The sequence below is a fragment of the Trichormus sp. NMC-1 genome, assembly GCF_001858025.1.
In the GTDB taxonomy this organism is placed as follows: domain Bacteria; phylum Cyanobacteriota; class Cyanobacteriia; order Cyanobacteriales; family Nostocaceae; genus Anabaena.
Genome location: NZ_LZQD01000005.1, coordinates 13,804 through 39,275 on the forward strand (window position 1 = coordinate 13,804; position 25,472 = coordinate 39,275).

24 protein-coding genes and 1 pseudogene are annotated in these 25,472 nt (G+C 39.3%); 13 read left to right on the forward strand and 12 right to left on the reverse strand.

What is annotated here, in order from left to right:
- Positions 1-46 precede the first annotated feature (46 nt).
- Positions 47-1,339: a recombinase family protein gene (locus A9Y75_RS16285; protein ID WP_071190604.1), complete on the reverse strand. Its 1,293-nt coding sequence runs from the start codon at positions 1,337-1,339 to the stop codon at positions 47-49.
- On the reverse strand, positions 1,336-1,695 hold the full coding sequence (locus A9Y75_RS16290) for a VOC family protein (protein WP_071190605.1): 360 nt from the start codon (positions 1,693-1,695) through the stop codon (positions 1,336-1,338). The genes A9Y75_RS16285 and A9Y75_RS16290 overlap by 4 nt, the downstream gene beginning before the upstream one ends.
- A gap of 335 nt (positions 1,696-2,030) precedes the next feature.
- Between A9Y75_RS16290 and fabG the strand changes: the two genes are divergently transcribed.
- The 4 genes and pseudogenes from fabG to A9Y75_RS30405 all read left to right on the forward strand — a co-directional run.
- Positions 2,031-2,726, forward strand: coding sequence for a 3-oxoacyl-ACP reductase FabG (gene fabG / locus A9Y75_RS16295; protein ID WP_071190938.1), 696 nt, complete (start codon positions 2,031-2,033; stop codon positions 2,724-2,726).
- A 254-nt stretch (positions 2,727-2,980) separates the two neighbouring features.
- Positions 2,981-4,168: a restriction endonuclease gene (locus A9Y75_RS16300; protein WP_236721436.1), complete on the forward strand. Its 1,188-nt coding sequence runs from the start codon at positions 2,981-2,983 to the stop codon at positions 4,166-4,168.
- Positions 4,169-4,223: 55 nt separating this feature from the next.
- On the forward strand, positions 4,224-6,449 hold the full coding sequence (locus A9Y75_RS16305) for a hypothetical protein (RefSeq protein ID WP_071190606.1): 2,226 nt from the start codon (positions 4,224-4,226) through the stop codon (positions 6,447-6,449).
- 11 nt (positions 6,450-6,460) lie between these two features.
- Positions 6,461-6,539 (forward strand): annotated as a pseudogene (locus A9Y75_RS30405) (hypothetical protein); the annotation flags it as partial.
- 224 nt (positions 6,540-6,763) lie between these two features.
- On the opposite strand, the gene speY reads toward A9Y75_RS30405, so the two are convergent.
- A complete protein-coding gene (speY, locus tag A9Y75_RS16310; protein WP_071190607.1) occupies positions 6,764-7,915 on the reverse strand; it encodes a deoxyhypusine synthase in 1,152 nt (383 codons plus the stop codon).
- A 360-nt stretch (positions 7,916-8,275) separates the two neighbouring features.
- On the opposite strand from speY, the gene A9Y75_RS28585 reads away from it, so the two are divergent.
- On the forward strand, positions 8,276-8,515 hold the full coding sequence (locus A9Y75_RS28585; protein WP_071190608.1) for a hypothetical protein: 240 nt from the start codon (positions 8,276-8,278) through the stop codon (positions 8,513-8,515).
- Between the two features lie 20 nt (positions 8,516-8,535).
- On the opposite strand, the gene A9Y75_RS16320 is transcribed toward A9Y75_RS28585, so the two are convergent.
- On the reverse strand, positions 8,536-8,877 hold the full coding sequence (locus A9Y75_RS16320) for a hypothetical protein (RefSeq protein ID WP_071190609.1): 342 nt from the start codon (positions 8,875-8,877) through the stop codon (positions 8,536-8,538).
- A 174-nt stretch (positions 8,878-9,051) separates the two neighbouring features.
- The gene (locus A9Y75_RS28590) at positions 9,052-9,228 is read right to left on the reverse strand and encodes a hypothetical protein (protein WP_177176218.1); all 177 of its coding nucleotides are present in this window, start codon (positions 9,226-9,228) and stop codon (positions 9,052-9,054) included.
- Positions 9,229-9,428: 200 nt separating this feature from the next.
- Here A9Y75_RS28590 and cobO point away from each other — a divergent pair, with 200 nt between their 5' ends.
- A complete protein-coding gene (gene cobO, locus A9Y75_RS16325; RefSeq protein ID WP_071190610.1) occupies positions 9,429-10,106 on the forward strand; it encodes a cob(I)yrinic acid a,c-diamide adenosyltransferase in 678 nt (225 codons plus the stop codon).
- 206 nt (positions 10,107-10,312) lie between these two features.
- Here the strand turns inward: cobO and A9Y75_RS16335 are convergent, their stop codons facing one another.
- The 4 genes from A9Y75_RS16335 to A9Y75_RS16350 all read right to left on the reverse strand — a co-directional run bounded on the left by A9Y75_RS16335 (position 10,313) and on the right by A9Y75_RS16350 (position 15,763).
- Positions 10,313-11,050 (reverse strand): hypothetical protein, encoded by a 738-nt coding sequence (locus A9Y75_RS16335; protein WP_071190612.1) that lies wholly within the window; start codon positions 11,048-11,050, stop codon positions 10,313-10,315.
- A gap of 525 nt (positions 11,051-11,575) precedes the next feature.
- Positions 11,576-12,559 carry an RNA polymerase sigma factor, RpoD/SigA family gene (locus tag A9Y75_RS16340; protein WP_071190613.1) on the reverse strand — a complete coding sequence of 328 codons (984 nt, stop codon included), beginning with the start codon at positions 12,557-12,559 and terminating at the stop codon, positions 11,576-11,578.
- Between the two features lie 545 nt (positions 12,560-13,104).
- Complete coding sequence (locus tag A9Y75_RS16345; RefSeq protein ID WP_071190614.1) at positions 13,105-14,835, reverse strand: ATP-binding protein; 1,731 nt, start codon at positions 14,833-14,835, stop codon at positions 13,105-13,107.
- Between the two features lie 133 nt (positions 14,836-14,968).
- On the reverse strand, positions 14,969-15,763 hold the full coding sequence (locus A9Y75_RS16350) for a glutathione S-transferase family protein (protein WP_071190615.1): 795 nt from the start codon (positions 15,761-15,763) through the stop codon (positions 14,969-14,971).
- Between the two features lie 504 nt (positions 15,764-16,267).
- Between A9Y75_RS16350 and A9Y75_RS16355 the strand changes: the two genes are divergently transcribed.
- On the forward strand, positions 16,268-17,095 hold the full coding sequence (locus tag A9Y75_RS16355; protein WP_071190616.1) for a fasciclin domain-containing protein: 828 nt from the start codon (positions 16,268-16,270) through the stop codon (positions 17,093-17,095).
- Positions 17,096-17,218: 123 nt separating this feature from the next.
- Here A9Y75_RS16355 and A9Y75_RS16360 read toward each other — a convergent pair whose 3' ends face one another.
- Positions 17,219-17,767: a DUF892 family protein gene (locus tag A9Y75_RS16360; protein WP_071190617.1), complete on the reverse strand. Its 549-nt coding sequence runs from the start codon at positions 17,765-17,767 to the stop codon at positions 17,219-17,221.
- 201 nt (positions 17,768-17,968) lie between these two features.
- Between A9Y75_RS16360 and A9Y75_RS16365 the strand changes: the two genes are divergently transcribed.
- Positions 17,969-18,649 (forward strand): HEAT repeat domain-containing protein, encoded by a 681-nt coding sequence (locus A9Y75_RS16365; RefSeq protein WP_071190618.1) that lies wholly within the window; start codon positions 17,969-17,971, stop codon positions 18,647-18,649.
- Positions 18,650-18,708: 59 nt separating this feature from the next.
- On the forward strand, positions 18,709-19,281 hold the full coding sequence (locus tag A9Y75_RS16370; protein ID WP_071190619.1) for a phycobiliprotein lyase: 573 nt from the start codon (positions 18,709-18,711) through the stop codon (positions 19,279-19,281).
- Positions 19,282-19,319: 38 nt separating this feature from the next.
- Here A9Y75_RS16370 and A9Y75_RS16375 read toward each other — a convergent pair whose 3' ends face one another.
- Positions 19,320-20,798, reverse strand: coding sequence for a site-2 protease family protein (locus A9Y75_RS16375; protein ID WP_071190620.1), 1,479 nt, complete (start codon positions 20,796-20,798; stop codon positions 19,320-19,322).
- 163 nt (positions 20,799-20,961) lie between these two features.
- On the opposite strand from A9Y75_RS16375, the gene A9Y75_RS16380 reads away from it, so the two are divergent.
- On the forward strand, positions 20,962-21,672 hold the full coding sequence (locus A9Y75_RS16380; RefSeq protein WP_071190621.1) for an MBL fold metallo-hydrolase: 711 nt from the start codon (positions 20,962-20,964) through the stop codon (positions 21,670-21,672).
- Between the two features lie 79 nt (positions 21,673-21,751).
- Here the strand turns inward: A9Y75_RS16380 and ctpA are convergent, their stop codons facing one another.
- Entirely contained in the window at positions 21,752-22,996 is a 1,245-nt protein-coding gene (ctpA, locus tag A9Y75_RS16385) for a carboxyl-terminal processing protease CtpA (protein WP_071190622.1), read from the reverse strand.
- Positions 22,997-23,346: 350 nt separating this feature from the next.
- Here ctpA and A9Y75_RS16390 point away from each other — a divergent pair, with 350 nt between their 5' ends.
- From A9Y75_RS16390 to A9Y75_RS16400, 3 genes are all read left to right on the forward strand, one after another.
- Entirely contained in the window at positions 23,347-23,994 is a 648-nt protein-coding gene (locus A9Y75_RS16390) for a cytochrome b6 (RefSeq protein WP_071190623.1), read from the forward strand.
- Between the two features lie 249 nt (positions 23,995-24,243).
- The gene (petD, locus tag A9Y75_RS16395) at positions 24,244-24,726 is read left to right on the forward strand and encodes a cytochrome b6-f complex subunit IV (RefSeq protein ID WP_071190624.1); all 483 of its coding nucleotides are present in this window, start codon (positions 24,244-24,246) and stop codon (positions 24,724-24,726) included.
- 284 nt (positions 24,727-25,010) lie between these two features.
- Positions 25,011-25,454: an anti-sigma regulatory factor gene (locus A9Y75_RS16400; protein ID WP_071190625.1), complete on the forward strand. Its 444-nt coding sequence runs from the start codon at positions 25,011-25,013 to the stop codon at positions 25,452-25,454.
- The last annotated feature ends 18 nt before the right edge of the window (positions 25,455-25,472 follow it).

Below are 25,472 nucleotides of genomic sequence, written 5' to 3' on the forward strand. Positions count from 1 at the left end.
AAGGAAAGGACGCGAAGTAAAGAAAGAGAAGTAAAGAAAGAAAAAATCAAAAAATGAAAATTATTTGTAAATCCCATTCATTACTTTGGCGAATGATGTTTATTTGACGGATAAATTCTCGTAAATAAAATCGTCTTTCTACTTCTGATAAATCTAACCAAAATTGAGGAATAGAAACAGCTTCAGCAACAGAACGTAAGTTAACTGGAGGGAGAGTTGCTAATTTGGCTTGGAGTTGAGAAATTTCTGTACGGAGTTTGTAAGCTCTAATTTTAGCTGTTTCTGTATCCAAAACTCCAGTTTCTATGAAGGTGGGTAACTGTTCGAGAATTTCTTGCTGACGTGTAATATTATCTTCTAAACTATTTTTAATGACATCTAATTGGGGAAAGTTCATCCCCGCAACTGCGTGAGGTAAGTCTCGACAAACGGTTACAATCGTCTTTTCCAGAATTTCTTGGTAAGGAATAGCACGACATTTAGGACTTTGGGGACAAGTTGTATTGCGTAAATACAAATATTCCTTATCTTGATATCGTTGAGTAACACGAGTAACTATCATCTGAGACTGACACTGGTTACAAACAACTAACCCAGCTAGAGAAAGGGGCGCACTAGCGGTACGAGATGGTAAACGGCTATTGCGGCGTAAAAGTCTGTCAACTTGGGCGGCTTCTTCCCTAGAAATAATACTTGCATGAGTATCAGAAATAATTTCGCTATTTTGATAAGCTGTGTCACCGCGATAAACTGGATTAGTCAACCAACGCCTTCCTGTGGTGACAGAGATTTTTTTATTGTATTTTTTCCCTAAGTAACGAACTGAACCACGTAGAGAACCATAGAGTAAAAAGTTGTCAAAAAAATCTTTGACTACAGGTGAAGTACTGCGATCAATAATATATTTTCCTTTACCTCTGCGGTAGCCGTAGGGCGCTTTACCGGGTGGGGGAGCGACTTCAAGACGATTGCGGGCGTGTCCTTGACGGATGCGACGGCTGCGTTGTTCTCGTTGAATTTCTTGTAGCAAATTCAGCAATTCGATGCGGGGTTTGGCAGTTTCTGAGGTGTATGCTTGTTCTGTAGCAATTACCATTATCCCCATTGCTTCGAGTTGGTTTAAGCGATCGCTCACTTCTGCTATTTTATCCCCCAATTCTTCTAAGCGGCGAATCAAGAGATAATTTGCAGGTTCTGTTTCACAGTCTATGAGTAGTTGTTGTAATTGGCTTCTCTTTCCCAAATCTTGATAAACTCGATCTACCTCCCAACCCCAAGTAGCTTCGTCGGGAGCAGTTTCTAATAAGGGATCTGTGTAAACGTAAGCAATAATTTTCACAATGAAGTCAATTCAATCACATTCCCGTCTGGATCTTTAGTAAAAATAGCTGCGCGGCCGGAAGCACTAGCTTGAATGGAATAATTTTGATTGAGTAATTCTGTTTTAGCAGCTTCTAAGTCAGCAACACAGAAAGCAATATGAGGGTTACGTCCCCATTTTTCGTTTTGATTATCGGTGGGGACAGATGACGAAACTATCAGATGAATTTGATAATTGCCAATTTGATACCATGCACCAGGATATTTAAGGATGCGTTCTATTTTTGCTAATCCTAATACTTTACCATAAAAGTTTTCTGAGCGTTCTAAGTCGGTTACGAGTATGGCTGTGTGGAGACTTTGGCTAATTTGCATTGTGAGTAAGATAGGTGTAATTTCTGTGCAGGATGTTAGAAAAAAATTGGACGACTTATGTGAAAGTTTATGGGATAAATAATGACCGAATAATTCGTAATTCGTAATTCGTAATTCGTAATTCGTAATATAGCGGTATGCACAATGAGATACATCATAGTCCCCTCATCGCTTGCGGGGAGGGGGTTGGGGGTGGGGTTCTTGTATCTCACTCAACCGAGAACCGCTATAGTGCCTCCAGAAACTACCTGTGATGTGTCAGTCCTTAGGTGAGATGTCAGATTCTTCCTATGACGCTATCGTAAATCATGAGTGCTTTCAGGAGTGCATCTTTAATGAAAGGCAAAAAAGTTTTACTTACAGGCGGTACTGGTGGGCTGGGTTTAGGCGTAACGCCAGCGGTTCTCGCTCAAGGTGCAGAGGTGACAATTCCTTATCGTCACTCTAAAGAGATAGAACATTTGAAGGAAATTATTCCACCTGAAGATTTTACCAGAATTCACTTTATCCCTGCTAATTTGGAGGATGAAGCTTCGGTAGAATATGTGATCAGCCGCATAGGAAGGGTTGATGTGTTAATTCATCTCGTGGGTGGATTTTCAATGGGGAAAACCCACGAATACAGTTATTACAGTTGGAAAAAGGAATTGGAGTTAAACCTAAATACAACTTTTTTAACTTGTAAATATAGCCTGAAAAGTATGCTAGAACACGGATATGGGCGTATTGTTACGGTCAGTTCTCGTGCTGGTGCTGAACCTGCGGGAAAATTAGCCGCTTACTCTGCTGCTAAAGCTGGTGTGATAGCTTTAACGAAAGCTATAGCTGATGAAACCAAAGGAACTAATATCACGGCAAATACTGTTCTCCCCAGTGTCATTGATACCCCCACCAACCGGGAAGCTATGGGTGCAGAAAATGCTGAGAAGTGGGTAAAACCGGAATCTATCGCCCAAGTCATCTGCTTTTTAGTTTCAGAAGCTGCTAAAGATATCCGAGGTGCAGCTATTCCTGTTTATGGGAATGTTTGATAATTGAATTGCATATTTTATTTAATTAATACCCATTCAGATCAATCACTGGATGGGTGTTTTTTGATTGTGGTCAATTATTGCTAGACAGTTCTTCCTTATCGACTTCATGATAACAAATTTTAAAGCCAATGTCAACTTCCTAAATCTCCTTTATTGGCTTTTTTCATGTATAAAGATGTGCAAAGAAGTTAGTAATTTTTCCGTTTACTTAGTATAATTAAACTTTGGCTCAAATTTTATAGATCAATCAAATGTCTACAACTCCAATACCTCGCCCTCGTCCTAATGTAAAGCAACCTGATATTGAGGAAAGATTACAAGATAAAATTAAGGATAATACCATGACAAGTCCAATTCAAAAAATATTTTTCGGCTGTCCTGGTACTGGTAAAAGCCATAAAATTTCCAACGATATTGATGGTGGAATTGTTAAAACAGAGTTAAAGATTGATAAAGATGTTCATCCTGAAAATCTCATTAAAACTGTTTTTCATCCAGAGTACACCTATGGCGATTTTATGGGAAAATTAATGCCACAGACTGATAAAGAAGGAAAAGTTTCCTATCAATTTTATGAAGGTCATTTCTTAAAAGCACTAGGACAAGCCTACAAAAATATTATAATAGCTAAACAAGAAGGTACAAAAGCTCAAAATGTTGCCTTAGTAATTGATGAAATTAATCGAGGTAATTCTTCAGCCATTTTTGGTACAATTTTTCAACTTTTAGATCGATGTGAAAATGGTCTTGACAAAGGTTGGTCAGCTTATGGAATTAACATTTCTGATTTAGAATTTACCAAACTTGTAGAACTAACAGGTTTTACATACGGAGGCGTTGACAACCAAAATATTCCTGAATATATTTATCCAGGTGAAACTAAAGGTAACTTAGAAAGTTTTACTGATATTTTTAAAAAAATTAAAATTAAAGTAAAAGTTAACAAAGCAGTTGGTAGTTCAATTCGTATTCCTTACAATCTTTCCATCTTTGGAACAATGAATACTTCTGATAACTCTATTTACTTCATGGATAATGCTTTTAAAAGACGTTGGGAATGGGAATATGTAGATTGGAGTGAAGATAATGATGAAAAACTAGATACTGTCATTTTAGAAGGCTATGGAGATGGCAAATTAAAATGGAAATATCTAGTAGAAAAATTTAACATCTTTATTAAAGATAATCATAATTCTGTCAGAAGTGGGAGAATAGAAGATATGCAAATAGGTTATCATTTCATAAATACAGATAAAGTTACAGAAGATCAGATCAAAAATAAACTCATGTTTTTTATTTGGGATAGTGTTTTTAATCGAGATAAGAATCCTCTTCGCAAACTTTTAAATAAGAATGATAAAGAATTAGTAACTTTTGGAGATTTTATTACATCTCATAAGGAATTTGTAAACAACCTCTTAGAATATACAACAAAATAATCTAATTCACAATCTTGATAATTTCCTCTTTGTTCAATAATATTGTTGATGTATTATGTGGGACTTTTCAAAACTCAATCTTAAAATAACTTCAGACTTTGTAGGTATTAAATCTGAACCTGAAGGATATGCTTTTTATTTACCAAAAGGTTTTGATGATTTTATTACTAAATATCAAAATGGAACTAATTCTGATGATATTAGTAAATTTAACAAAGTGCGTGATTTTTTCTTTTTAATGTATCGAACATTCAGAAAATTTGATCGTGATAATGAAAATAATTCCAGAGTTACTAGAAAAGATGCTAAAAATAAGAAAAATCAAGATCAACCAACTTTGAGTACAGGAGGTATTAGTTTAGAATATGAAGAAGGAAGTGATTGTATTTTATACAGTAAACTTTCGATGATTGAACGCATATTAGAAGCTTATGATGATTTAGCAATTAATTCTATTGAAAAGAAAGTTAGACGTAGTGAAGAAATAGACTATTCTAAAATATATAAATATTTAGATAGAGCTATTTATTTAGATAATGGAGCTATTTATATTGATGTGATGGACTTACCACGTCCAATGATAAGCTATGAAAGTACCGATATAGTTCATCTTTATTGTTTTATCCTGGATGAAATTATTCAACAATTACAGGAAGATGTACCTGATCATGTTTATGGTAGAAGTCAAGATATTCAATTTCTTTCGCAACGATTTAGAGATAATTATTTAACTATTAATCACTCTCTTTTTGATCAAGATACTTTTGAAGAAACTATTACTCTTTGTAAAGAAGCTCTTGATAATATAGATAGAAATACTCATTATAAAGATGCTGATTACTGGGGACTTTATGAAGCGATTGAGATTTTTTTGTATGGAGGATTAAACCCAGATTTAGATGATGGTGATTTTTGGGGAATACAAGGAGAACAAGGTTTTGATAAAGTTTGGGAGGATATGTGTCAAACATACTTTTTTAAGGAGGATTTTGATCCTCAGACAAATGATTTTCCAAATATCTGTTTTGCAGATACTGATATTCCAATAGATGGTTATCAAAATAACAGAATTGAAGACGCTACACGTCGAAAAAAGAGAATAAAAGCAGGAGAAGAAAATAGAGTTGGTTGGTGGGATCTTACAGGTAAAGATAATGAATTAGATAAATCTGGTAATGAGTGGTTATATCAAAAAGGATATTCTGAAGTTAATCATCGCCGTAATGGTAAAGCATTATACTGGAGAGAATTTTTCTGTGTGGAATGGGATTTAAAAACTAGGATATTTCCTAATATAGAATACCAGGGAAATAAATTTGATCACATTGACTTATTACGTCGTTATCCACGACCTGATCTAATTATACAAGAAAAAAGTAACGGTTCTGAATACTTCAAAATTATTGACTTTAAAAATATTTCTTTTAAAAAATATGAAGATTATAGAAATAGATTTTTGGAAGAATTAGAAAAAACGGATTCAGGTCATAGCTATAAAGTAGCTTTAGAAAAACAACTTGGTTACGAATTAGCATTACAATTAGCTTTACAGAAAAAGTTTCCTAATATTCTGATAAAAAACCAATTTTTTGTCCCTTTTTATTTTACTGATAAAACGGAATATGATCAAAATTCTTTGGGAAATATAGAACCTAGATTTAATATTAGAGGTATTAAAATATTTAAAGCAGATTTTGAGGTAATACAAAAGGTATATTTAGGAATTATTGAAGCATCAGATGTTTTAGTGCGTTCGTATAATTATTCTCAGCAAATTCGTCATAGTCATCCTTTGATAAAACAGAAAGAAATAATTTTGCTAGAAAATCAAATTTTAAAAAGTGAATATGTTCCTTTAATTTCCTTTCAAAATGAGAAGCAAAGGAAAGTTGCTACAGGTTATATTATGAAACAAGTAAGAATATTTTTTAAAACAATAGAAGTAAATATTCCCAGTCTTGGAGAATCTTACTTTCCATATTCAGAAAGTATTACTCATAAAGAATTTAAGAAGGTAGACATAGCGTATTTTTATGATAATTTATTTTATGATTTAGGTGAAAAAGAAGAAGATAGAGATGAAAATGGAAAGTTAAAAATGAAAACTAAATGGTGTATAACTTTTCATAGTAATTCTACTCCTATTGAAGTTCCTAATCTGAATATACCTAACTCTGTTTCATGTCGTAGTTATGGAACTATAGATATTGTTGGTACACCAATTCTTTACTATATTTATTTTACACTTCCAGAAATATTAGATGTCATTCTAAAAAATTAACTTTTAGAATTAGTAGAAAAAATGCTGGTTTACAAATTCTCATCCTATAGCCATCAGGAATTAGAAGCAATGTTTGGATTAACCGAATAGCAGCAAACTCGATTTTATCAAGAAGTAAAAGAAGAAACGAAGTTAAAAACGATTCCTAGACTATTAAATGAGGGGCTTACTGTAGAACAAATTGCTCGGATATTTGAGTTAGATATCGAAGTGGTGAAACAAGCAATACAACAGCAAAGTAGTAAATATACATCTGATGAATAAATGTAGGGGCGATGCACCTTGATCAGCGATCGCCCACAAATAGTAAAACCTTAACGTTTAACTGGTGTACCGCAAGGATAAGTTGCTACTTCCTCACCACTATCTTCCTTAACAACCGGCTTGTCTTTAGCCGCTAGATAATCTTTTTGCAGAGTCTCTAAAAGTGCTTCCCGTCCATCATACAACCGCTTCAGGGTACGAGGTTGACACTGATTGAGAGTGTATGCTGTTACTAATGGCAGAGCGATCGTACTATCGGTATAACAAACGATCGCACTAGGCAACTCATCTGGGTCAATCTTACCCCAACTCACAGCTTCTGCGGGAGTCGCCCCCGATAACCCACCGGTATCAGGACGTGCATCTGTAAACTGAACAAAGAAATCATGTCCTCGTTCTTCCAATCCTAAGACCTCGTGAAGTTGCGGTTGTGTTTGTAATAAAAAGTTCTTAGGACTACCACCACCAATAATTACCGCTGCACTTGTACCGTCGTTTTCTCGCGCCCCATAGACGATCGCTGCTGTTTCATTTACGTCAATAGAAGGATCTATCACCAACTTTGAACCTTCTAACGCCAACGCTGCAACATTCATCCCAATGGAACTATCTCCAGGAGAAGAAGTGTAAATAGGTACGCCACATTCATAAGCTGTTGCTAATAAGCAAGAATTTTTGACACCCAATTGCTTTTCTATTTCCCACACGCACTTCCCTAGCAAATGGTGAAACTCAGCCGTTCCCATGCGTTTTTGGAAAGGTTCTGCTTGGAGAACTTTGCGGATGAAAGCATCGGTTTCTAGCAGTACGTCGTAACCAAAAATAATGTCATAAATTCTGATTGTCCCTTCTTCCCGCAATTTGACATCATCTAAAAACGGACTACCCGCAAACAATTCAAAACCCAAACCGTAGTGCATATCATGGTAAAGATTTGCACCAGTGCATATCATCCAGTCAATAAAACCATTGCGAATTAAAGGCGCAAGGGCGGAAACTCCAAATCCGGCTGGTGTCATCGCCCCGGAAAGGCTAACCCCTACAGTGACACCCTCTTGAAACACTTCTTTAGTCAGCAGTTGACAGGCTTCCCGCAACCGGGCTGAGTTGTAAGCCGTAAAATAGGTATCAATCAAGTCAACCACGCTAACATTGTTAGACATGGGGATAGGTGCAATTTTCTTACCTTGCTGTTTTGACATTTTTGCTAACTCTCAAATTATAGATACGCCGAATCCAACCGAATATAATGTTATCTAGCTTTTAAGCAATTCCGCCAATACTGCTCGATACAAATCCTAGGAATTTTGTCCAGTAATAAGGCAGAAAAAACTGAGATAGGGCTTGAAAGGCGCTAAACTGTCCATGCTCATAACTTTATTAAAGTAGTTTCTTATACTATTCTTAATAATCAATATATGTATACAGCAGATTGCAGATCAATGAGGTACAGAATCTAGATTGAAATTATACAAGAAAAAAGTAACGGTTCTGAATACTTCAAAATTATTGACTTTAAAAATATTTCTTTTAAAAAATATGAAGATTATAGAAATAGATTTTTGGAAGAATTAGAAAAAACGGATTCAGGTCATAGCTATAAAGTAGCTTTAGAAAAACAACTTGGTTACGAATTTACGGGCGTATTGCAATACGCCCCTTCTGACTCCTGCTGTAAATACGAAATTATTCTGAAGATAAATTTTGTTGAAACCCTACGAAACTGTAATCGCAGCCCCATTCAAAGGTCAAAATCCTTGGAAAGTTGCTGCGGAAATCAATATGCTGCTAGACAAGTGTAGTTCGATCTAAAGTCACTCAGTCACTTGTCAGTATGTACGCCCAGTAGCAACTCCTTTGGATCGCCATTGGCCTTGTAGGTTGCGAGCAGCAAATAAGGACATACGAACATGGCACCAACGGAAGGACACAGAAAGCCGAAGAGAAACCCTTTGGGGGTAAATCCCTCTCGCCACGTAACCCAGATTGCCGTTAGGGAGAGAAAAATCAAAAGATCCGTGTTGAACTGAGCTCGCCAGTCAAGCTTCAGCAAATCGCCAAAATAGACGGCTGGAAAATTTATACCCGTTGTGGCTATGGCATAAATTGATACCGTAAAAATGATAAGTGTAGAAACAACTAAAAAAGCGCGTAGTAATGTCATGTTGTCGTTACTCCTGTTACTCGAATAGAAGACCGATTTCGGGATGTCATTTAGGGCTTGTAACTTTAATTTAGATATTAAGGACAAATTACCGCAGATCCTACTCTAAGTCAAACGCGATCGCATTAACGATCTATCACCTAAAAGGTTTACTGAAGGCGATTGCTAATATTGTCAGTAGTGAGATATATGCGATCGCTTTTTAGTAATATCGATGCTTATAGCGATCGCGGCTCCAAATGTGGTGAAATGGAAATCATCTACCTTCATCAACAAATCATCCTTGATGCGGTTGAGAATTGCAGTTTCATCCAGAATTGATGAAATTTGATCAACGACGGCTCTCGTCATGGAGAGCGATGGGATATTTTTTGATTTGCAAGTCGCTGACTGGATTACTGGAAAATAATGTTATAAAAACTAACATATTTCTGATATTTTTTATTGTAATCTTAATGGATATATAAACAATACAATTTTAGCTAAATTGTATAAACCCAGAACTTATACTTTATTTCCCTAGTTGTAACACCTATTTTTTGACAAAGGTAATGAAAAACGACACACCCCAAGAATTAAATTCCGATCCAGAAATTTCGCGCTTGATTGATGAGGTAATGTCATCATCCCTGAGTGATGAACAGTACCGCAAAAAGATGCAGCGACGTAAGGAAGTACAAGATCAACGAATAGCTAAAGCCATCCCCGAAAAAGGATTAATTATTGTCAACACAGGTAATGGTAAAGGTAAAACCACTGCGGCTTTGGGAATGGTGATGCGATCGCTTGGTCATGGATACAAAGTAGCAATAGTTCAATTCATCAAAGGAGCCTGGGAACCCTCCGAAAAGCGGGCTTTCAGTCATTGGTCAGACCAATTAGAATTTCACGCTATGGGTGAAGGCTTCACCTGGGAAACTCAAGACCGCGATCGGGATCTCGACAAAGCCAGCATCGCTTGGAATAAATCCCTAGAATACATCCGCGACCCAGACTTTAAATTGGTACTATTGGATGAAATTAATATTGCTCTCAAACTCGGTTATTTACAAATTGAGGCAGTTTTAGCCGGTTTAGAGCAAAAACCACCTGATAAACACGTAATTCTTACAGGTAGAGGCGCACCACCAGCATTAATGGAAAAGGCAGATTTAGTTACTGAAATGACTCTTGTTAAACATCCTTTCCGCGATCAAGGTGTTAAAGCTCAAGCGGGAATTGAATATTGATGACGTTAATTTATTATTTTGGATTTTAGATTTTGCGGAAAGTTGCGTGGGCGGCTATGCCGACTTGAGCAAACTTTCCAAGACGGATTTGGGATTAATCCCAGAGCAAAAGGGGGAAGAATCTGCAATCATACAGTTTAATTTTCAGTCTGATAGTAATAGTCAGTAAGGGAAAAACCTCAGTTGATGATTGCTATTTATTAGCATCACTCTTGATTACACATCTGTAAAATCTTTCTGTCGTTAGCACTGATAGTTTTGAGTGGATGATAGTCTTGCAGTGCTACTGAGTAAGCATAACTGATTGCATCCTCATCCGTGATTTGAGGTATTCTACTGGTTGTGGACACTTGAATTGCACCAACTTCCCCAGGAGAACTTCTGACCGTCATTGCTAGTTCTCCAGACTTGGCAATTGTACCCTGAAAACAACTAAACTCAGAACTAGGCATATACAATGCACCTATCACCTGACCTTGCTGTTTCTGAAAGACAATATAGCCTTGTCCTAACTGGTTTGGTGTTGATGACTGACCATAGAGATAAATACCATCTTTTTGGGGTAAATTTACTGGTATTGATAGTCCCAAGTTGTTTCTAGTTGTGGGAACTATGTTGACATTTTTATTCTCTGGTTCAGAAAAAACTTGCTCAATTTTTTCTAAGTTATTACTGTCAAATTCATCTGTGTGTAGTTGACTTTTTTGCTCTCTGATTTCTCTGAGTTTAGACAAAAGAGAGGTTTTCTCACTACTCTGAATCTCACTACTCTGAATTTGATTCGTAGATAGTTGTAAATTTGCAGCTACTGCTGTAGATTTCACCAACATTTTATTCTGTCCACTGACAGCACCCAAACCTACCATACCAAAAGTGGCAAGTAAGCCAACACCTGCAAATTTTAACTGACCTGGAGTAATAAATTTAGAAAAATTGTTAAGCACGTGATTTCTCCTGTAACAAAATGAATTATTTTCCTGTTACTTACTGTAAGAATAACTAAACACTATGACTTTAAGGCTCCCTCAAAGGTTTTATATATTGTCTATAATCAAAAATAATCAATAAAGTAAGTTTTCTGGAATTTTAGTCGATATTCTTAAAACGAACATTGTTTTACACTATAGGCTTCATCCCACAGATTCAGCCATATGGGGGATGAAAAATAGTATCTTAGCTATTTTCACTTTGGCATTTCTGTGCAGATTTTTCAGGGTGAAATAATACGAAAGTTTTTTTCAGGGATAATTGAGATTTAATCTTGACTACTTCACATTTATACAGATTAACCATAATATTTAGCTACAACAGCAAGTCTATCGATTCCGCATTACCGTCAAAGATTTTCGGAAATTAATTTGGGATGTGATTTTGCGCCAAACAAAAAGCATAAAAAAATTGCCCCCTGGATTCAGGAGGCACACCGCCAAAAGCGATGTCTATGGATAAGTTGCGGTGCGTGTATGCTTTTAGCTGGCAACGTATTCTTTAACATTGGCGCGACGGCGACGTAAATGAGCAAGAGCTTGATGCTCTAATTGACGAACACGCTCACGGCTGAGATTCAACCGCTCACCGACTTTCGCCAAGGACATCTCATTACCATCTTCTAAACCAAAGCGCAGAGCCACAACTTCGCGCTGTTGGGGTGTGAGTTCTGCTAATAGGTTATTGAGGTCTTGGCGCAAGAATTCCTGAGTGGTGTAATATTCTGGTGATGGTCCGTCATCTTCCAGCATTTCTTGCAGTTCGGTATCCTGGTTATCACCAACTCGCACATCTAAAGAAACTGGTTGACGCGCCATGTTCAGATATTCACGAATCTGAGCAGGTTCTAATTCCAATTCTTTGGCGATTTCTGTAGGTGTTGGGGATCTTCCTAACTTTTGTGCCAATTCCCGCTGCACTTTTTTGATTTTGTTCAGTTTCTCGGTAATATGGATGGGTAGGCGGATGGTGCGACCTTGTTGTGCGATCGCTCTCGTAATCGCTTGACGAATCCACCAGTAAGCATAGGTTGAGAACTTATAACCCCGCATAGGATCAAATTTCTCCACCCCTCTTTCTAATCCCAAGGTTCCTTCCTGGATTAAATCCAGAAATTCCATGTTCCTTTTTTGATACTTTTTCGCAATAGCTACAACCAAGCGTAAATTGGCTTCAATCATTTTTTGCTTGGCTCGTTTACCAAGCGCCAAAGTCTGCTTGACATCGGGTTCAGATTGATTAACATGGGCAGCCAACTCTGGTAAACTAGGTTCATGCTCTAGTTTCTTTGCCAAAGCTTCCTTAGCTTCTACCAGTGTCATCATTTGTTGCACCTGCTTCCCATAAACAATCTCTTGCTCACGGGTTAGCAGAGGTACACGACCAATTTCCCGCAGATAGGTTCGCACCATATCAGCTGTGAATTTGGTGTTCAGGTTTTCAGTTTGGGTGTTAACAGTAGGCATTGGTGCGTTGTCCTCTACTCCCTAAACAAAATTTATCTTTTCTCAACTATGGCGAATTCAAAAGGGTGGTATAAACATCAATAGATATAGGTGAGCTACCATAAGCAATTAATTTATATAGCCGTTTTCCAGACGGTGGTACCCTAGAATGGGTTCCCCTCCCCTTCCTCAATTTTGGAATCTCTTAGAAGCACAATGGTTTGTTTTCAAGAATTCTTCTTTTCTTGGTCTGCTGGCAGCAGCGATAAAACACGAAGTCAGTATGAGTTGTACTTCTTTTATAGTACGGCAGATCTGGCGGATAGTAAAGTAGCCCAGATAAATCTTACAATTATAAAGCAAAATGGGCTGACTGCTTAATTTGGTTTTAAAGTTCCTTAAAAACGCTGACTATATCTATAGTGACTCCAAAAACCCCTCTTCTGTTGCCTGCAAGTAGCCGGATAACCGAACTTATGAAGCTGCCATGATGGAGGGATGTCACGAAATGGTCATTAGTCATTCGTCATTGGTTACTAAAATAATGACTATCGAAGTAAGGGTGTCTAAAAACCTAAATCAGCTTTAGCTAGTTCTGCGGCTGCGAAAACTTCTGCATCTGATTTTTCTTCCCAGGCTTGGTCGCCCATTTCGGTGTAAAATACTGAGTCATAGGGACGGGTACGTACAACTACTGGCATGGGAACGGCGTGACCTAAAATTAATGCTTGTTGCTTAGAGTCTAACTTTGCTAATACTGAGCGTAAAGCCCCAGCACCAGATACACCTGTAAAAATTGCATCAATATCTTTTTCGTCGTTCAGCAATGCTGTGATGCGAGTCCCAATTTGGGACATAACTTCATTATCTATCCCAGAAGGACGTTGATCAACTACTAAAAGTGTTACGAAATATTTCCGCAGTTCGCGGGCTATGGTTCCAAAAATTGTACTTTGTACCACTCCTGGGTCAAGAAAGCGGTGTGCTTCCTCAATTGTAATCATTAATGGCGTTGGTCTATCTAAAGGATTCTTACTTTGCAGAAATCGATCTGCTCTTTTGACATAATGCTCGTGAATGCGTCTGGTGATCATATTTGTCACCAACATATAGGATAGCATATTTGACTGGGAACCAAACTCTATCACCACATTTTTCCCAGCTTCTAAAGATTGTAGAATCTTACTAATATAGTTTTGGGGACAAACTGCCCGCATATATTTTAGACTATCTAAACGTAATAGCTTACGCTGTAAAGAAGTAATTGAGCCTGGGTGTCCTGGCTTGTCATCACAAAAAATCTTAATATCCTCACTTGTCATATTGAATAACTGAGGAATCCAAGATTTACCTAACTCGTTGCATAAGATATTGGCATTATCTAAAGCTGCTTCGGAAAGTCCTAAATCTCTGCCACATAATTTAATATCTTCTACTTCAATTTGCTCATAGCTAAGATAGAGTTCTTGTGCATCACGTACGCCCCGGCGTTTAGTTGATTCGGGGTCAAGAGTATAAACTTCGACTTTACCGGGAAATAATTGTTTTAAACCTTTGACGGTGTTAACTTCTTTACCTTCTGCTACTGCTTCCCAGCCATATTCTGAGTGCATATCAAAAATCAAGTTAACAGCCGCATTTTTGCGAATTATACCCGCTAAAAGTAAGCGAGTCAGGAAAGATTTCCCCGTCCCTGATTTACCAAAAACGCCGTTACTTCGTTCTACAAACCGATTTAAATCAATACAAATCGGCACATCCATATCTAAGGGTTTACCGATAGAGAAGTTGTTTCTGTGAGGATCATCTTCCCAACCAAATACCCGCCGAAAATCATCTTCATTCGCGTCGTAAACTTGGCTAAAGTGACTGGGAATGGTTTTTACAGGTAGCAATTCCATCGTCGTGCTAGTTTGCGGTTGAAATGACGCTAAACCCTTGAAAGACGGAACAAATGAATTTACAGATTTACCATTAGGAGAGGAGAAAGATTCCTGAGATTCAGGGGTAAACATCAACATTGGTGCGAGGTTGACCATTCCATAGGTTCCGCTTCCAGCTAACACCTCGCGCAAAAAAGTATCTTCCCAACTTGGGGGACTAGCAACAATACGTGCATTTGCAGCGCCTAAAGCTACATCTGTCAGCATACAGAAAAAGCGCGATCGCATCCCCTGTACCACCAAAAATTTACCCACCCGCATATCTTCTACAGAAATATCCGGGTGTAGTCTGACTTCCAAACCCCCAGTTAGTGAACCTTGGATAACTGAACCTAGCGGTTGTCCTGAATTCATTTTGTTAGTTATTAGTCATTGGTCATTAGTCATTAGTCATTAGTCATTAGTCATTAGTCATTAGTTATGGTGATTGGTGATTGGTGATTGGCAAAAAGTCTTACCTGTCACCTGTCACCTGTCACCTGTTTACCTAATCAATCTGAATTGAAGTTGGCGCACTTGGCGCTGTTGGAGTTATGGTTGATAGAGGTTTTCTGAATTGGGCGTAGAGGCGATCGCGCCAAGTGAAGAATAGTTCATAATCAGGATTATCCGCTAAACCGGGGACTCCTTTACCTCTGAGAGATGCGGGTAAATCCAAGTAAGAACCTTCTGGAAACTTCAACAATATCGATAATCCCGCGACTGCCAAATCAGCTATGGTTGGTTCATCTCCTAATAAATAAGGACTATCTGCCAATAATTCTGTCAGAATGTCTAAATCTTGTTTTAGACTAGCGATCGCTGCACTAATCACATCTGGGGTAAAACCCACCCCAAAACCCAAAACCGAGAGAAAATCACTGGGTACACCTTCTACCAGATTTTTGAAAACATCTGGTGTAGAAACAGGTAATAAAGACTTACGGAAATCTTGATCTTGACTAATAGCCGCAAAGAATGCTTTTCTACCCTTAACACCTATTGATTCATCCGCCCAATCTTCTATCAATAAAGCAGTAGCGCGTTTCTTCGGGTCCTTTGGTATCATTGGGCGATCTGGATATTCTAAGTCTAAATACTTAGCTATTTCCGTAGAATCTACAATATATCTATGACCATCCTTTAATACTGGAACTTGTTTCTGACCAGTCAAACGAAATAATTCTACTTGTCCAATTCCTGGTGTCACCTCGATTTTGCGATACTCTAACCCTTTATAGTCAAGGATGAGGCGCACCTTTTCAGAATATTGAGATAATTCCCACTGATATAATTCCAGCATCTTGTATATCCTGTCACTCACTTTATGGATTTTATAATTCTATCTTTAGTTACAGTAATTTTTCCAGTTATTAAGTTATCATATCTTTTATTTAATGAAAAATAAAGTAAAAATTTGTCCTAATTTTTGTCGCCATTAATAGCTAACCAAAATATATTTACCAGATATTTACCAGCAAATTAACAAATAAAATCCTGAAAACAATGATTTAGTTTCATGTGGATTAACCTAGTACATAACGGCAGAAATAGACCAACCATTCCCAATTGTTGAAAACTCTTCCTTCTTTGCTGTTGAAAATTTTAATTTTTAATTCGGCATCAACGCACAGCGCCAGCTACACAGCTTCCCATAGCGCCTCTTGGAGAAGCAATACTAGCTGATCATAACTATATAGTCTGAATCTGGACTAAAAATCAGATTTTCGGTTCTAGTTAGATTTTGGTTTAACAAAATGTTATAAGTTTTTATGTAGCTTGTTAACAATGAAGACAAACACAATTTATGAATGTAACTTACAGCAAATTATTGACCAAATTCGCTGGTATCGTCGGCATAACCGGCTTTAGCCTCCTGATGACTTTACCATCTCAAGCCAAAGAACTCCTCAATCCTCAGCCGAGTATTTTCAACGAAGCTCCCTACAATCGGAGTCAAAGGATTCAAGAAAATTATCAACCCCTATCTCAAGAAAAGGGCAATACTAAAGGCAAAATACAGGTCAAGCAGACAGGTGGAAGTGGAGTACTCAATCCTAGACCAAGTATTTTCAATGAGCCTCGCTATAGAGGTCGTAATACATCTGGACAAACTCAACCCGTGAAGCCAGAAACAGAAGTTCCCACCACTCCAGGAACTCAAACACCTGAAACTACTACACCTCCGACAACCCAACCACCTGCCAGTACAACAGAAACCAAAAACGTTATCGGAGTGGCAGAATCAAACGGCTCTTTTACAACCTTGATCAAGGCTTTAAACGCTGCTGGACTGACAGAAGTATTGCAAGGAAAGGGTCCTTTCACTATTTTTGCTCCCACTGATGCAGCTTTTGCCAAATTACCACAAGACGCTTTGCAGGATTTGTTAAAGGAGGAAAACAAAGAAGTATTAGTGAAAGTTTTAACTTATCACGTGGTGCCGGGTAAAGTCCTTTCTAGCGATTTGAACTCAGGTCAAGTCAAAAGCTTACAAGGTGATCCAATTAGTGTGAAAGTTGATAAGGCTACAGGTGTATTTGTCAATGATGCTCAGGTAACTCAGGCAGATATTCCAGCCAGCAACGGTGTTATTCATGTAATTGATAACATTATTTTGCCACCTAGTCTGTAGAATTAATTCCTTGCAGATAAATTTTGCAAGGAGTTTGTCAAAGGTTTTTCTCTCAAACGAAGATAGAGACGTTTCCTCAAACGTCTCTACAATATGAATTATTTGAATGCAAATCGCTGTAAATTAGCGAGATTTAGTAGTTTTGCCGTTACCAGACTGTGCTGCTTGCAGTAACTGGGGCATCAACTGGTCAATTTTTTGTGCAGTCTGCTCTTCTTGGTGCAAGTTTTGCTGTAGCAACTGCACTACTTCTTGTTGTCCCATCCGTTCAGCAACTGTAATCAAGCTACGATAGCAAGCAATCTCGAAATGCTCAACTTTAGACTGGACTCCCGCGAGACCTAAGTCGAGAATTGTGGGATTATTAGCAGCTAGTAGCATGAATTTTTGACCATCACTAATCACACCAGCCGCAGCTTCACAAGTAACCCGTTGTGGTTGCTGTTTCAAAGTGCTGAAAATCTGCTCTAGGTTTCTGATTTGCTGCTCGGTTTCACGAATATGGGTCTCAATTAGAGACTTACACTGGTTGTTTTGACAACATTGCCACATCATCTGCTGTGCTTCTAAGAAGCGATTTTCAGCATCGTACATCGCACCAACTTCGTAGATAAACTTATCTTGCAAGCTTGTGATTTGTTTGACACCTGGACGTTCGCTAAGTTGAACCATTGTGATTCTCCTGAAGGTTTGACGCTGTACTCTACAGTCGTACCTTTAACCCTACGTTTAGCCTTTATTCTTCTCTTCACACCTGAGGCACAGTTAAGGGTGGGATCTGAGTGATAACTGGAATACATTAGACTCACACCTGGGGCATAGGTAGTTAATTAAGTTAAAGTAAAGATAAATTAAGAAAGTGCCGTAAATTAAATGAATGCTCCCAGCTTAGAGATAATTTCTACTCAGTTAGAAAGTCCAAATTTGCGCGATCGCATGGTAGCCCTGGCCAGCTTACGCCATATCTCCCCAGAAGATGCTGTACCTTTGATTAAAAAGGTTTTAGATGATGAATCTCTGCAACTGCGCTCAATGGCAGTATTTGCTCTAGGTATCAAGCAAACCCCAGAATGTTATCCCATATTAGTAAGAATTTTAGAAACTGACCCCGATTATGGTATCCGTGCTGATGCTGCTGGGGCTTTAGGCTATTTAGGTGATAACAGAGCATTAGAGGCTTTATCACGGGCGTTTTATGAAGATACTGATTGGCTAGTTAGATTTAGTGCAGCCGTATCTCTCGGTAATATTAAAGACCCCCGCGCCCGTGAAATTTTGATTAAAGCACTCGATAGCGAAGAAGTAGTCATCCAACAAGCGGCTATTTCTGCTTTAGGAGAAATTAAATCTATTGAGTCTGTAAGTCATATCCTGCGCTTTGCCCAAGCAGAGGATTGGTTAGTACGGCAGCGTGTTGCAGAAGCTTTGGGTAATTTGCCCACTCCCAAGAGCATCTCAGCTTTGAAATATCTAGAAAAAGACAGTCATCCCTACGTTGCAGAAGCTGCGACAATTTCTCTCAAAAGACTCGAAGAAATCGACAACCAAGTTTAAGTTAAAGGACTCCGTCCTAGATTTTAATAATAAAAGTAGGATTTAGAAAATTTTGATTCATGAATATTGAAGAGTTTTTTGAATTAAGTGCTGGTAAATGGTTTTCTCATCGCACCAGTCACCATTTGGCTTTTAAGCAATCGGAAGACGGTAAATCAGACATCGTCATTGAGATGCTGGCCGCAGATCATCCAGAAGTGATCAAATTGTGTCAACAGTATGAAATTGAACCTAGTACGGCTTCCTGTGGTGCGCGAGTTACCTGGAACGGCACAATGGAATGGGACGAAGAAAAACACGAAGGTTCTACCGTTTTAGCCACAGTTCCTGATGCAGATAATCCAGATGAAGGTAAGTTACTGCGGGAAATGGGTTACGCAGAGAAAGCCCCCGTCGCTGGCAGCTATAAAATGGGCAATGATGGCGCTCTGACTCTCATTACTGAGTATGAAACCATGTGGTCTGAAGAACGGTTGTGGTTTGCTAGTCCCAATTTACGAATGCGGGTAAGTGTCCTGAAGCGTTTTGGCGGTTTTAGCATGGCTTCCTTCACTTCGGAAATTCGCATGGGTAGTACTGCTGTATCTACAAAGGCTACTGAAGCGGCTAATTCTGCTGCTAGTCAAAGTTAGATAGTAGGGTGGGCCATGCCCACCTGATTGTATTGCTTCTAAATTTGCAACACACGAGCCAAGAATTCAGGTAATGGCAGCACAATCAACAATAATAAAGCTATTGCCATTAATCCCAACACATCACGTCCATTATCAAGTTCGGTGACATCATTCAGTGCAGGTTCATCAATCAATGGCACGAATAATAAAATAATTGCCCACAATAAAAATTCCTCTCTGATAAAAGAAAGTAGTAATAACAATAAACGAGCAATTTGACCAATAGCAACTGCGGTGCGTTGTCCAAACATTGCATGGACAATATGTCCACCATCAAGTTGTCCAACGGGCATCAAGTTTAATGCCGTTACAATCAGTCCTAAAAACCCAGCGACTGCAACTGGATGCAAATCAATTGCTGATTTTACTGTTAACTCACTTCCTAATGCTAACTTTGAGAGCAACGCTAATAAAATGGAATATTTAGGATTAAGAGAATCAGGATTCAAAAGTCCGGGTTTTTCGTTGAGAGGAACTATTTCCGAATGAGCTAACCCCCATAAAAGTAGGGGCAAGGTAACAACAAAACCCGCAATTGGCCCGGCTATACTGACATCAAATAAAGCTTTGCGGTTGGGAATTGGACTACGCATTTGAATAAATGCGCCAAAAGTTCCCAGGAAAAATGGGACGGGAATAAAGTAAGGTAGTGTCGAGCGAATTTTGTAGAATCTAGCCGTGAAATAGTGACCAAGTTCGTGAATACCTAAAATAGTCATTAACCCTAATGCATAGGGTAAGCCTTTGAGCAAGATAGTTGGGTCAGATTCTAGTTGAGTGAATTCAACACCAGCAATTTTCGCACCCATCAAAGTAGTAGTTATTAAAGTAGCTGCTAAGAGTAGGATTGCTATGACTGGTTGAGTTAAGTTTTCTCGCTTGCTGTTGTTACTTTGTTTAGCAGCTTGACTATTGGGAACGAGTACAAAGAAAGGTTTATCATTTATACCTTCTTGAAATATTACCAAGAAGCGATCGCCAAATACTGATTCAATATTTGCTTTAATCTGCTGGTAAGCATTAATTGGTGTTGTTCGCAACTGACCACGACAAATCACAGCTTGGGGTCGATACTCAATGTTTTGGATGTAGTATACAGACCAAGAAAAACAATTTCGCAGTTGAGTTTCTTCTGCTGGCTCAATAGGACGCACTGGTGTCGGTTCTGAGGTAGAATGATGGGCTGATTGTGAGACTGGATCTGACGGTTGAGTCTGTGTATCTCCTGATACTTGCCGACCCCACTGAAACAACAGCCAGTATAACACCAGGGATACAACTGACGGCCAGATAATCAGAGTTGCTGGAGGCGGTTGTTTAGCACCATAGATCAGCGTCCAACCAGTCAACACAAAAGATGGTGTCATTAACACCAGCCACAACAACCACACAGGCGTTCGGGTGATTTGAGCAACGCTGCGCTGAATTATTAGATAAGTAGCTAGTCCCAGTAACAGGATAAACCAAAATGCCATGTTATCTTCACCAGTTTTGACAAAATGACCTACCTGTAGTCTCTGTAAAACATCATGACTACAAGCAAGACTGCAACCCTAATTTTGCAACTACAGTTAACAGAGTTGGGTAAGTACACTGTAACCCGATTGTCCACCACTCCTCAGTTTCGGTTTTTTGCTCATGTCCCCCTTATCTCAACAGCCAAGTCATAGGATTAAGCCACCCATAACTGTACTTCCTGATGAAGTGCCGATAGAAGAAAACTTAACGACAAACTTCGCACTCAACACCATTTTTGCATTTCCACCTAATCGGGATACATTAGGGGGAACTTCTTACTTGATTTTAAGAAATGAAGGTAACATCCTCATAGACTGCCCCTCGATAGAACAAACAACGCAGGATTTTTTGTGTTTACATGGGGGTGTAAGCTGGCTCTTTCTCACTCATCGCGGTGCTATAGGCAAAGCGGCAGAGATTCAGCAAATCTTTAACTGTAAAATTCTTATTCAAGAACAAGAAGCTTATTTATTACCTGGCTCAACTGTTACCACCTTTGGTCAAGAATACACTCTTGAGGCCACAGCACAAGCGATTTGGACACCGGGACATTCTCCCGGCTCATCATGTCTATACTATCGTGAATTTGGGGGCGTGCTATTTTCTGGACGGCATTTACTTCCCAACCAAAAAGGTGAACTGGTTCCACTCCGCACACCAAAGACTTTTCACTGGCCAAGACAAGTTAAAAGTCTTCAAGCCCTGCGCGATCGCTTTACACCAGAAACTTTACAGTACATTTGCCCCGGCGCTAATACAGGCTTTCTCCGAGGCAAACGTCTCATAGACCAAGCTTATCAACGATTGGTGTTGGCGGTAGCCTCCCGTTAGGCAGGGGGCAGGGTGCAGGTGACAGGTAATTCTTAATTTTCTCCGCGTAAGAGCGTCCCACCATCACCGCGTCTCCCCATCACCGCGTCCCCACTACTACCAAATCTTTAGTCAAGACTTCCACAGCAGCTTGATATTGACCATCGGCTTCTGTACCGATTTGCTGACGGGTAATTGGTTCTTGAGTAATTATTTTGTCTGGTTTAATACCCAACTTATTAATGTCTCGGTGGTTAGGAGTTTCGTATTTAGCAATTGTCACCGCCAAACCCGAACCATCAGACAATTCAAATAAGGATTGAATTAGTCCCTTGCCAAAGGTAGTTTCACCTACTAACTGGGCGCGACCATTATCTTGCAAAGCACCGGCTAGAATCTCACTAGCGCTGGCAGTTCCTTGATTGACTAAAATCACCAAAGGATCTTCTGTCAGGGCTACACCAGCAGCTTCAAAATTCCCCTGAAGACCTTGCCTGTTGACAGTGTAGACGATTGTGCCTGAGTTTAACCATTGCCTAGCGACTTCAATTCCAGCTTGTAAGAGTCCTCCTGGATTATTTCGCAAATCGAGAATGTAGGCAGCAGCGCCTTTTTTTTCTAAACTAGAAATAGCGTGCGCCAATTCCATAGAGGCATTAGCATTAAATTGAGTTAGGCGTAGGTAGCCAATGGGTTGCCCTTGGGGGGATAAACGTAAATCAGCTACCACCGGATTAAGTTCAATGCGATCGCGCGTTAAGATAATTTCCTTTTCTGCCTCTCCCTCTCGTCCAATCAAGAGAGTTACAATACTACCGATTGGGCCACGCATCCGCGCTGCAGCTTCGTCAAGAGTGAGATTCTCTGTAGATAGACCTTCAATTTTGAGAATGCGATCGCGTGGTTTGAGTCCTGCTTTTTCCGCTGGAGAACCTTCTATAGGTGTAATTACTTCCAAGCTACCAGTTTGGGAATTGAGGGCAATTTGTAAACCCACACCCGTCAGTTCTCCAGAAGTATTCACTTGCAAACTACGGTACTGCTCTGGATCTAGAAACCGAGTAAAAGGATCATCAAGGCTCTTAAGCATCTTTTGAATTGCCCCATAAGCTGCTTCAGGGTTATTCAGCGGCTTTTTTAGAGCTTTTTGCCGCACATCAGCCCAGTTTTGATGATTAAACGTTTCATCCAGATAAGAGCGATTGACAATTCGCCAAACCTCAGAAACTAATTTCTGCTCCTGCGTTAAAGCTGATGCTGGTTGGATAAATGAGCCAAAACCCCAGCAAAAAGCCAAAACTAAACAAAATCCTTGCCGCAAAACCTGTTTATTCATGAACCCCATCTTCAATTCCACCTCAACCCAAATTCCCTAGAACTGACCAAATGCCCGATTGTTTATGAAATCTATCTCTCGACTATGTTACTTTTTTTATAGAAGACGTGCATTGCTCTCATCAAGTTGTTAAGTCAACTGATTTAGGTCAAACCCTCTTCATTAACGATAAAATCTACCTTGTGGCCAACGTTTTTGGCGTTAGCTTGCCAAGGGGAAGCAATATATTCCATATTTACAGAGTGTTAAGTTTCTGAAAAAATTTAATTACTCTGAAAAAAACTCATCTTTGTGAAAATCCCAAAATTGCTATTGGGAGATTTATCAACCGCAACCGATTGTTAGGAATTTGAGATTGTATGGCCAATGTTTATGACTGGTTTGAGGAACGCTTAGAACTCGAAGCGCTAGCAGAAGACGTAACCAGCAAATACGTCCCTCCTCACGTCAACATCTTCTACTGTCTAGGTGGAATTACCCTAGTTTGCTTTTTGATCCAGTTTGCTACTGGATTTGCGATGACATTCTACTATAAGCCAACAGTCACTGAAGCTTATTCCTCCGTAGAGTACATCATGAATGAAGTCAACTTCGGTTGGCTAATTCGCTCCATTCACCGCTGGTCAGCCAGCATGATGGTGCTAATGATGATTCTGCACACCTTCCGGGTTTACCTCACAGGTGGCTTCAAAAAGCCCCGCGAACTGACCTGGATCAGTGGTGTCATCCTCGCTGTAATCACCGTTTCCTTCGGTGTGACAGGCTACTCCCTACCTTGGGATCAAGTTGGCTACTGGGCTGTAAAAATTGTTAGTGGTGTACCAGAAGCAATTCCCGTAGTTGGCGTTCTCATCTCCGACCTACTACGCGGTGGTTCCAGTGTTGGTCAAGCAACACTAACCCGCTACTACAGCGCTCACACCTTCGTTCTACCTTGGTTAATTGCAGTCTTCATGCTGTTCCACTTCTTGATGATCCGCAAACAAGGTATTTCCGGTCCTTTGTAATCAGACAGTCATTAGCGAAAAAGCATGATTCAGTTTCCAGATCAGTATTGTTTGTTTTAAACTTAGGAAGCAGAAAAAACATAAGTTGTAAACAAACACTACTATCTGAACCTGTAAACGGTGAAAGTTATAAATACTGGCCTGAGAAATTTGCCTTTTCACCAGATGTACAATCGTGCAGATTGCCTAAACATCTGATGGCTTTCACCAATGCTTAAACTCAACTTCAGCAGGAGAGTACATTTAAAAATGTCAACGCAAAAAAAACCCGATCTGAGCGATCCTAAGTTAAGAGCCAAACTTGCCCAAGGCATGGGACATAACTACTATGGTGAACCTGCTTGGCCCAATGATTTGCTGTACGTATTTCCCATCGTAATTATGGGTTCATTTGCTTGTATTGTGGCTCTAGCCGTGCTAGATCCAGCCATGACAGGTGAACCAGCTAATCCTTTTGCCACTCCCTTGGAAATTTTGCCAGAGTGGTATCTATACCCAGTCTTCCAGATTTTACGTTCACTACCTAACAAATTGTTAGGAGTATTAGCAATGGCTGCCGTACCCTTGGGGCTAATTCTCGTTCCCTTTATTGAGAACGTGAATAAGTTCCAAAACCCCTTCCGTCGTCCAGTAGCTACAACAGTATTTCTGTTTGGTACTCTCGTCACCCTGTGGTTAGGTGTTGGCGCTGCGTTACCATTAGATAAATCTCTGACTTTGGGACTGTTCTAAATTAGTTTCCACAAAGCGCTGTTACGCCTGTGAGTTTCAAGAGCATATACTAAAGTTATGAGTAAGTCTAAAAACTAGCTGGCTACAAGTCATGAATAGCATTTTAGCTGCTCATAGTTCTAGCTCATATATGCTTTTGAAAACCATCAGGCGTAAATTTTGACTGTTTAAGCTTGATCTTAAATTTTCAATTTTGGATGGAAAATAAAAACTATTTCTCAATCCAAAATCGCTAAAACACAAACAATACCATTTTTCAATTATCTATATTCAAGTCAAGGTCAATGCTTACCACAGTGCAGCAAGACCATCTGACGGTGAAGAGCGATCTTAAGCTCCTAAACCACGTACAACAATGGTTTGAAAAATTTTCTTTCCAATATTTAGCTGAATTCGGCTGGTCAGAAAGCCAACTTTATCGCCTCAACTTAGCATTAGCAGAAGGCTTTACCAACGCTGTTCGTCACGCTCATCGAGCTTTACCACCAGAAACAACCATAGAAATTGAATTGAGTCTGTGGAGTGACCGCTTAGAGATGAGAATTTGGGATCATGGTCAACCTTTTAATCCTGATGCGATAGTCGAGCCGGAGCCAGGTACTCTACAAGTAGGAGGGTATGGATGGTTTCTGCTTCGACGCTTGGCAGATCATGTTGTCTATGAACGTGCTGCTGATAGCAGGAATTGTTTGCTGATTGTCAAATATTGTCTGGAAGGGCAATATTAACAGGAACAGAATCAAAGC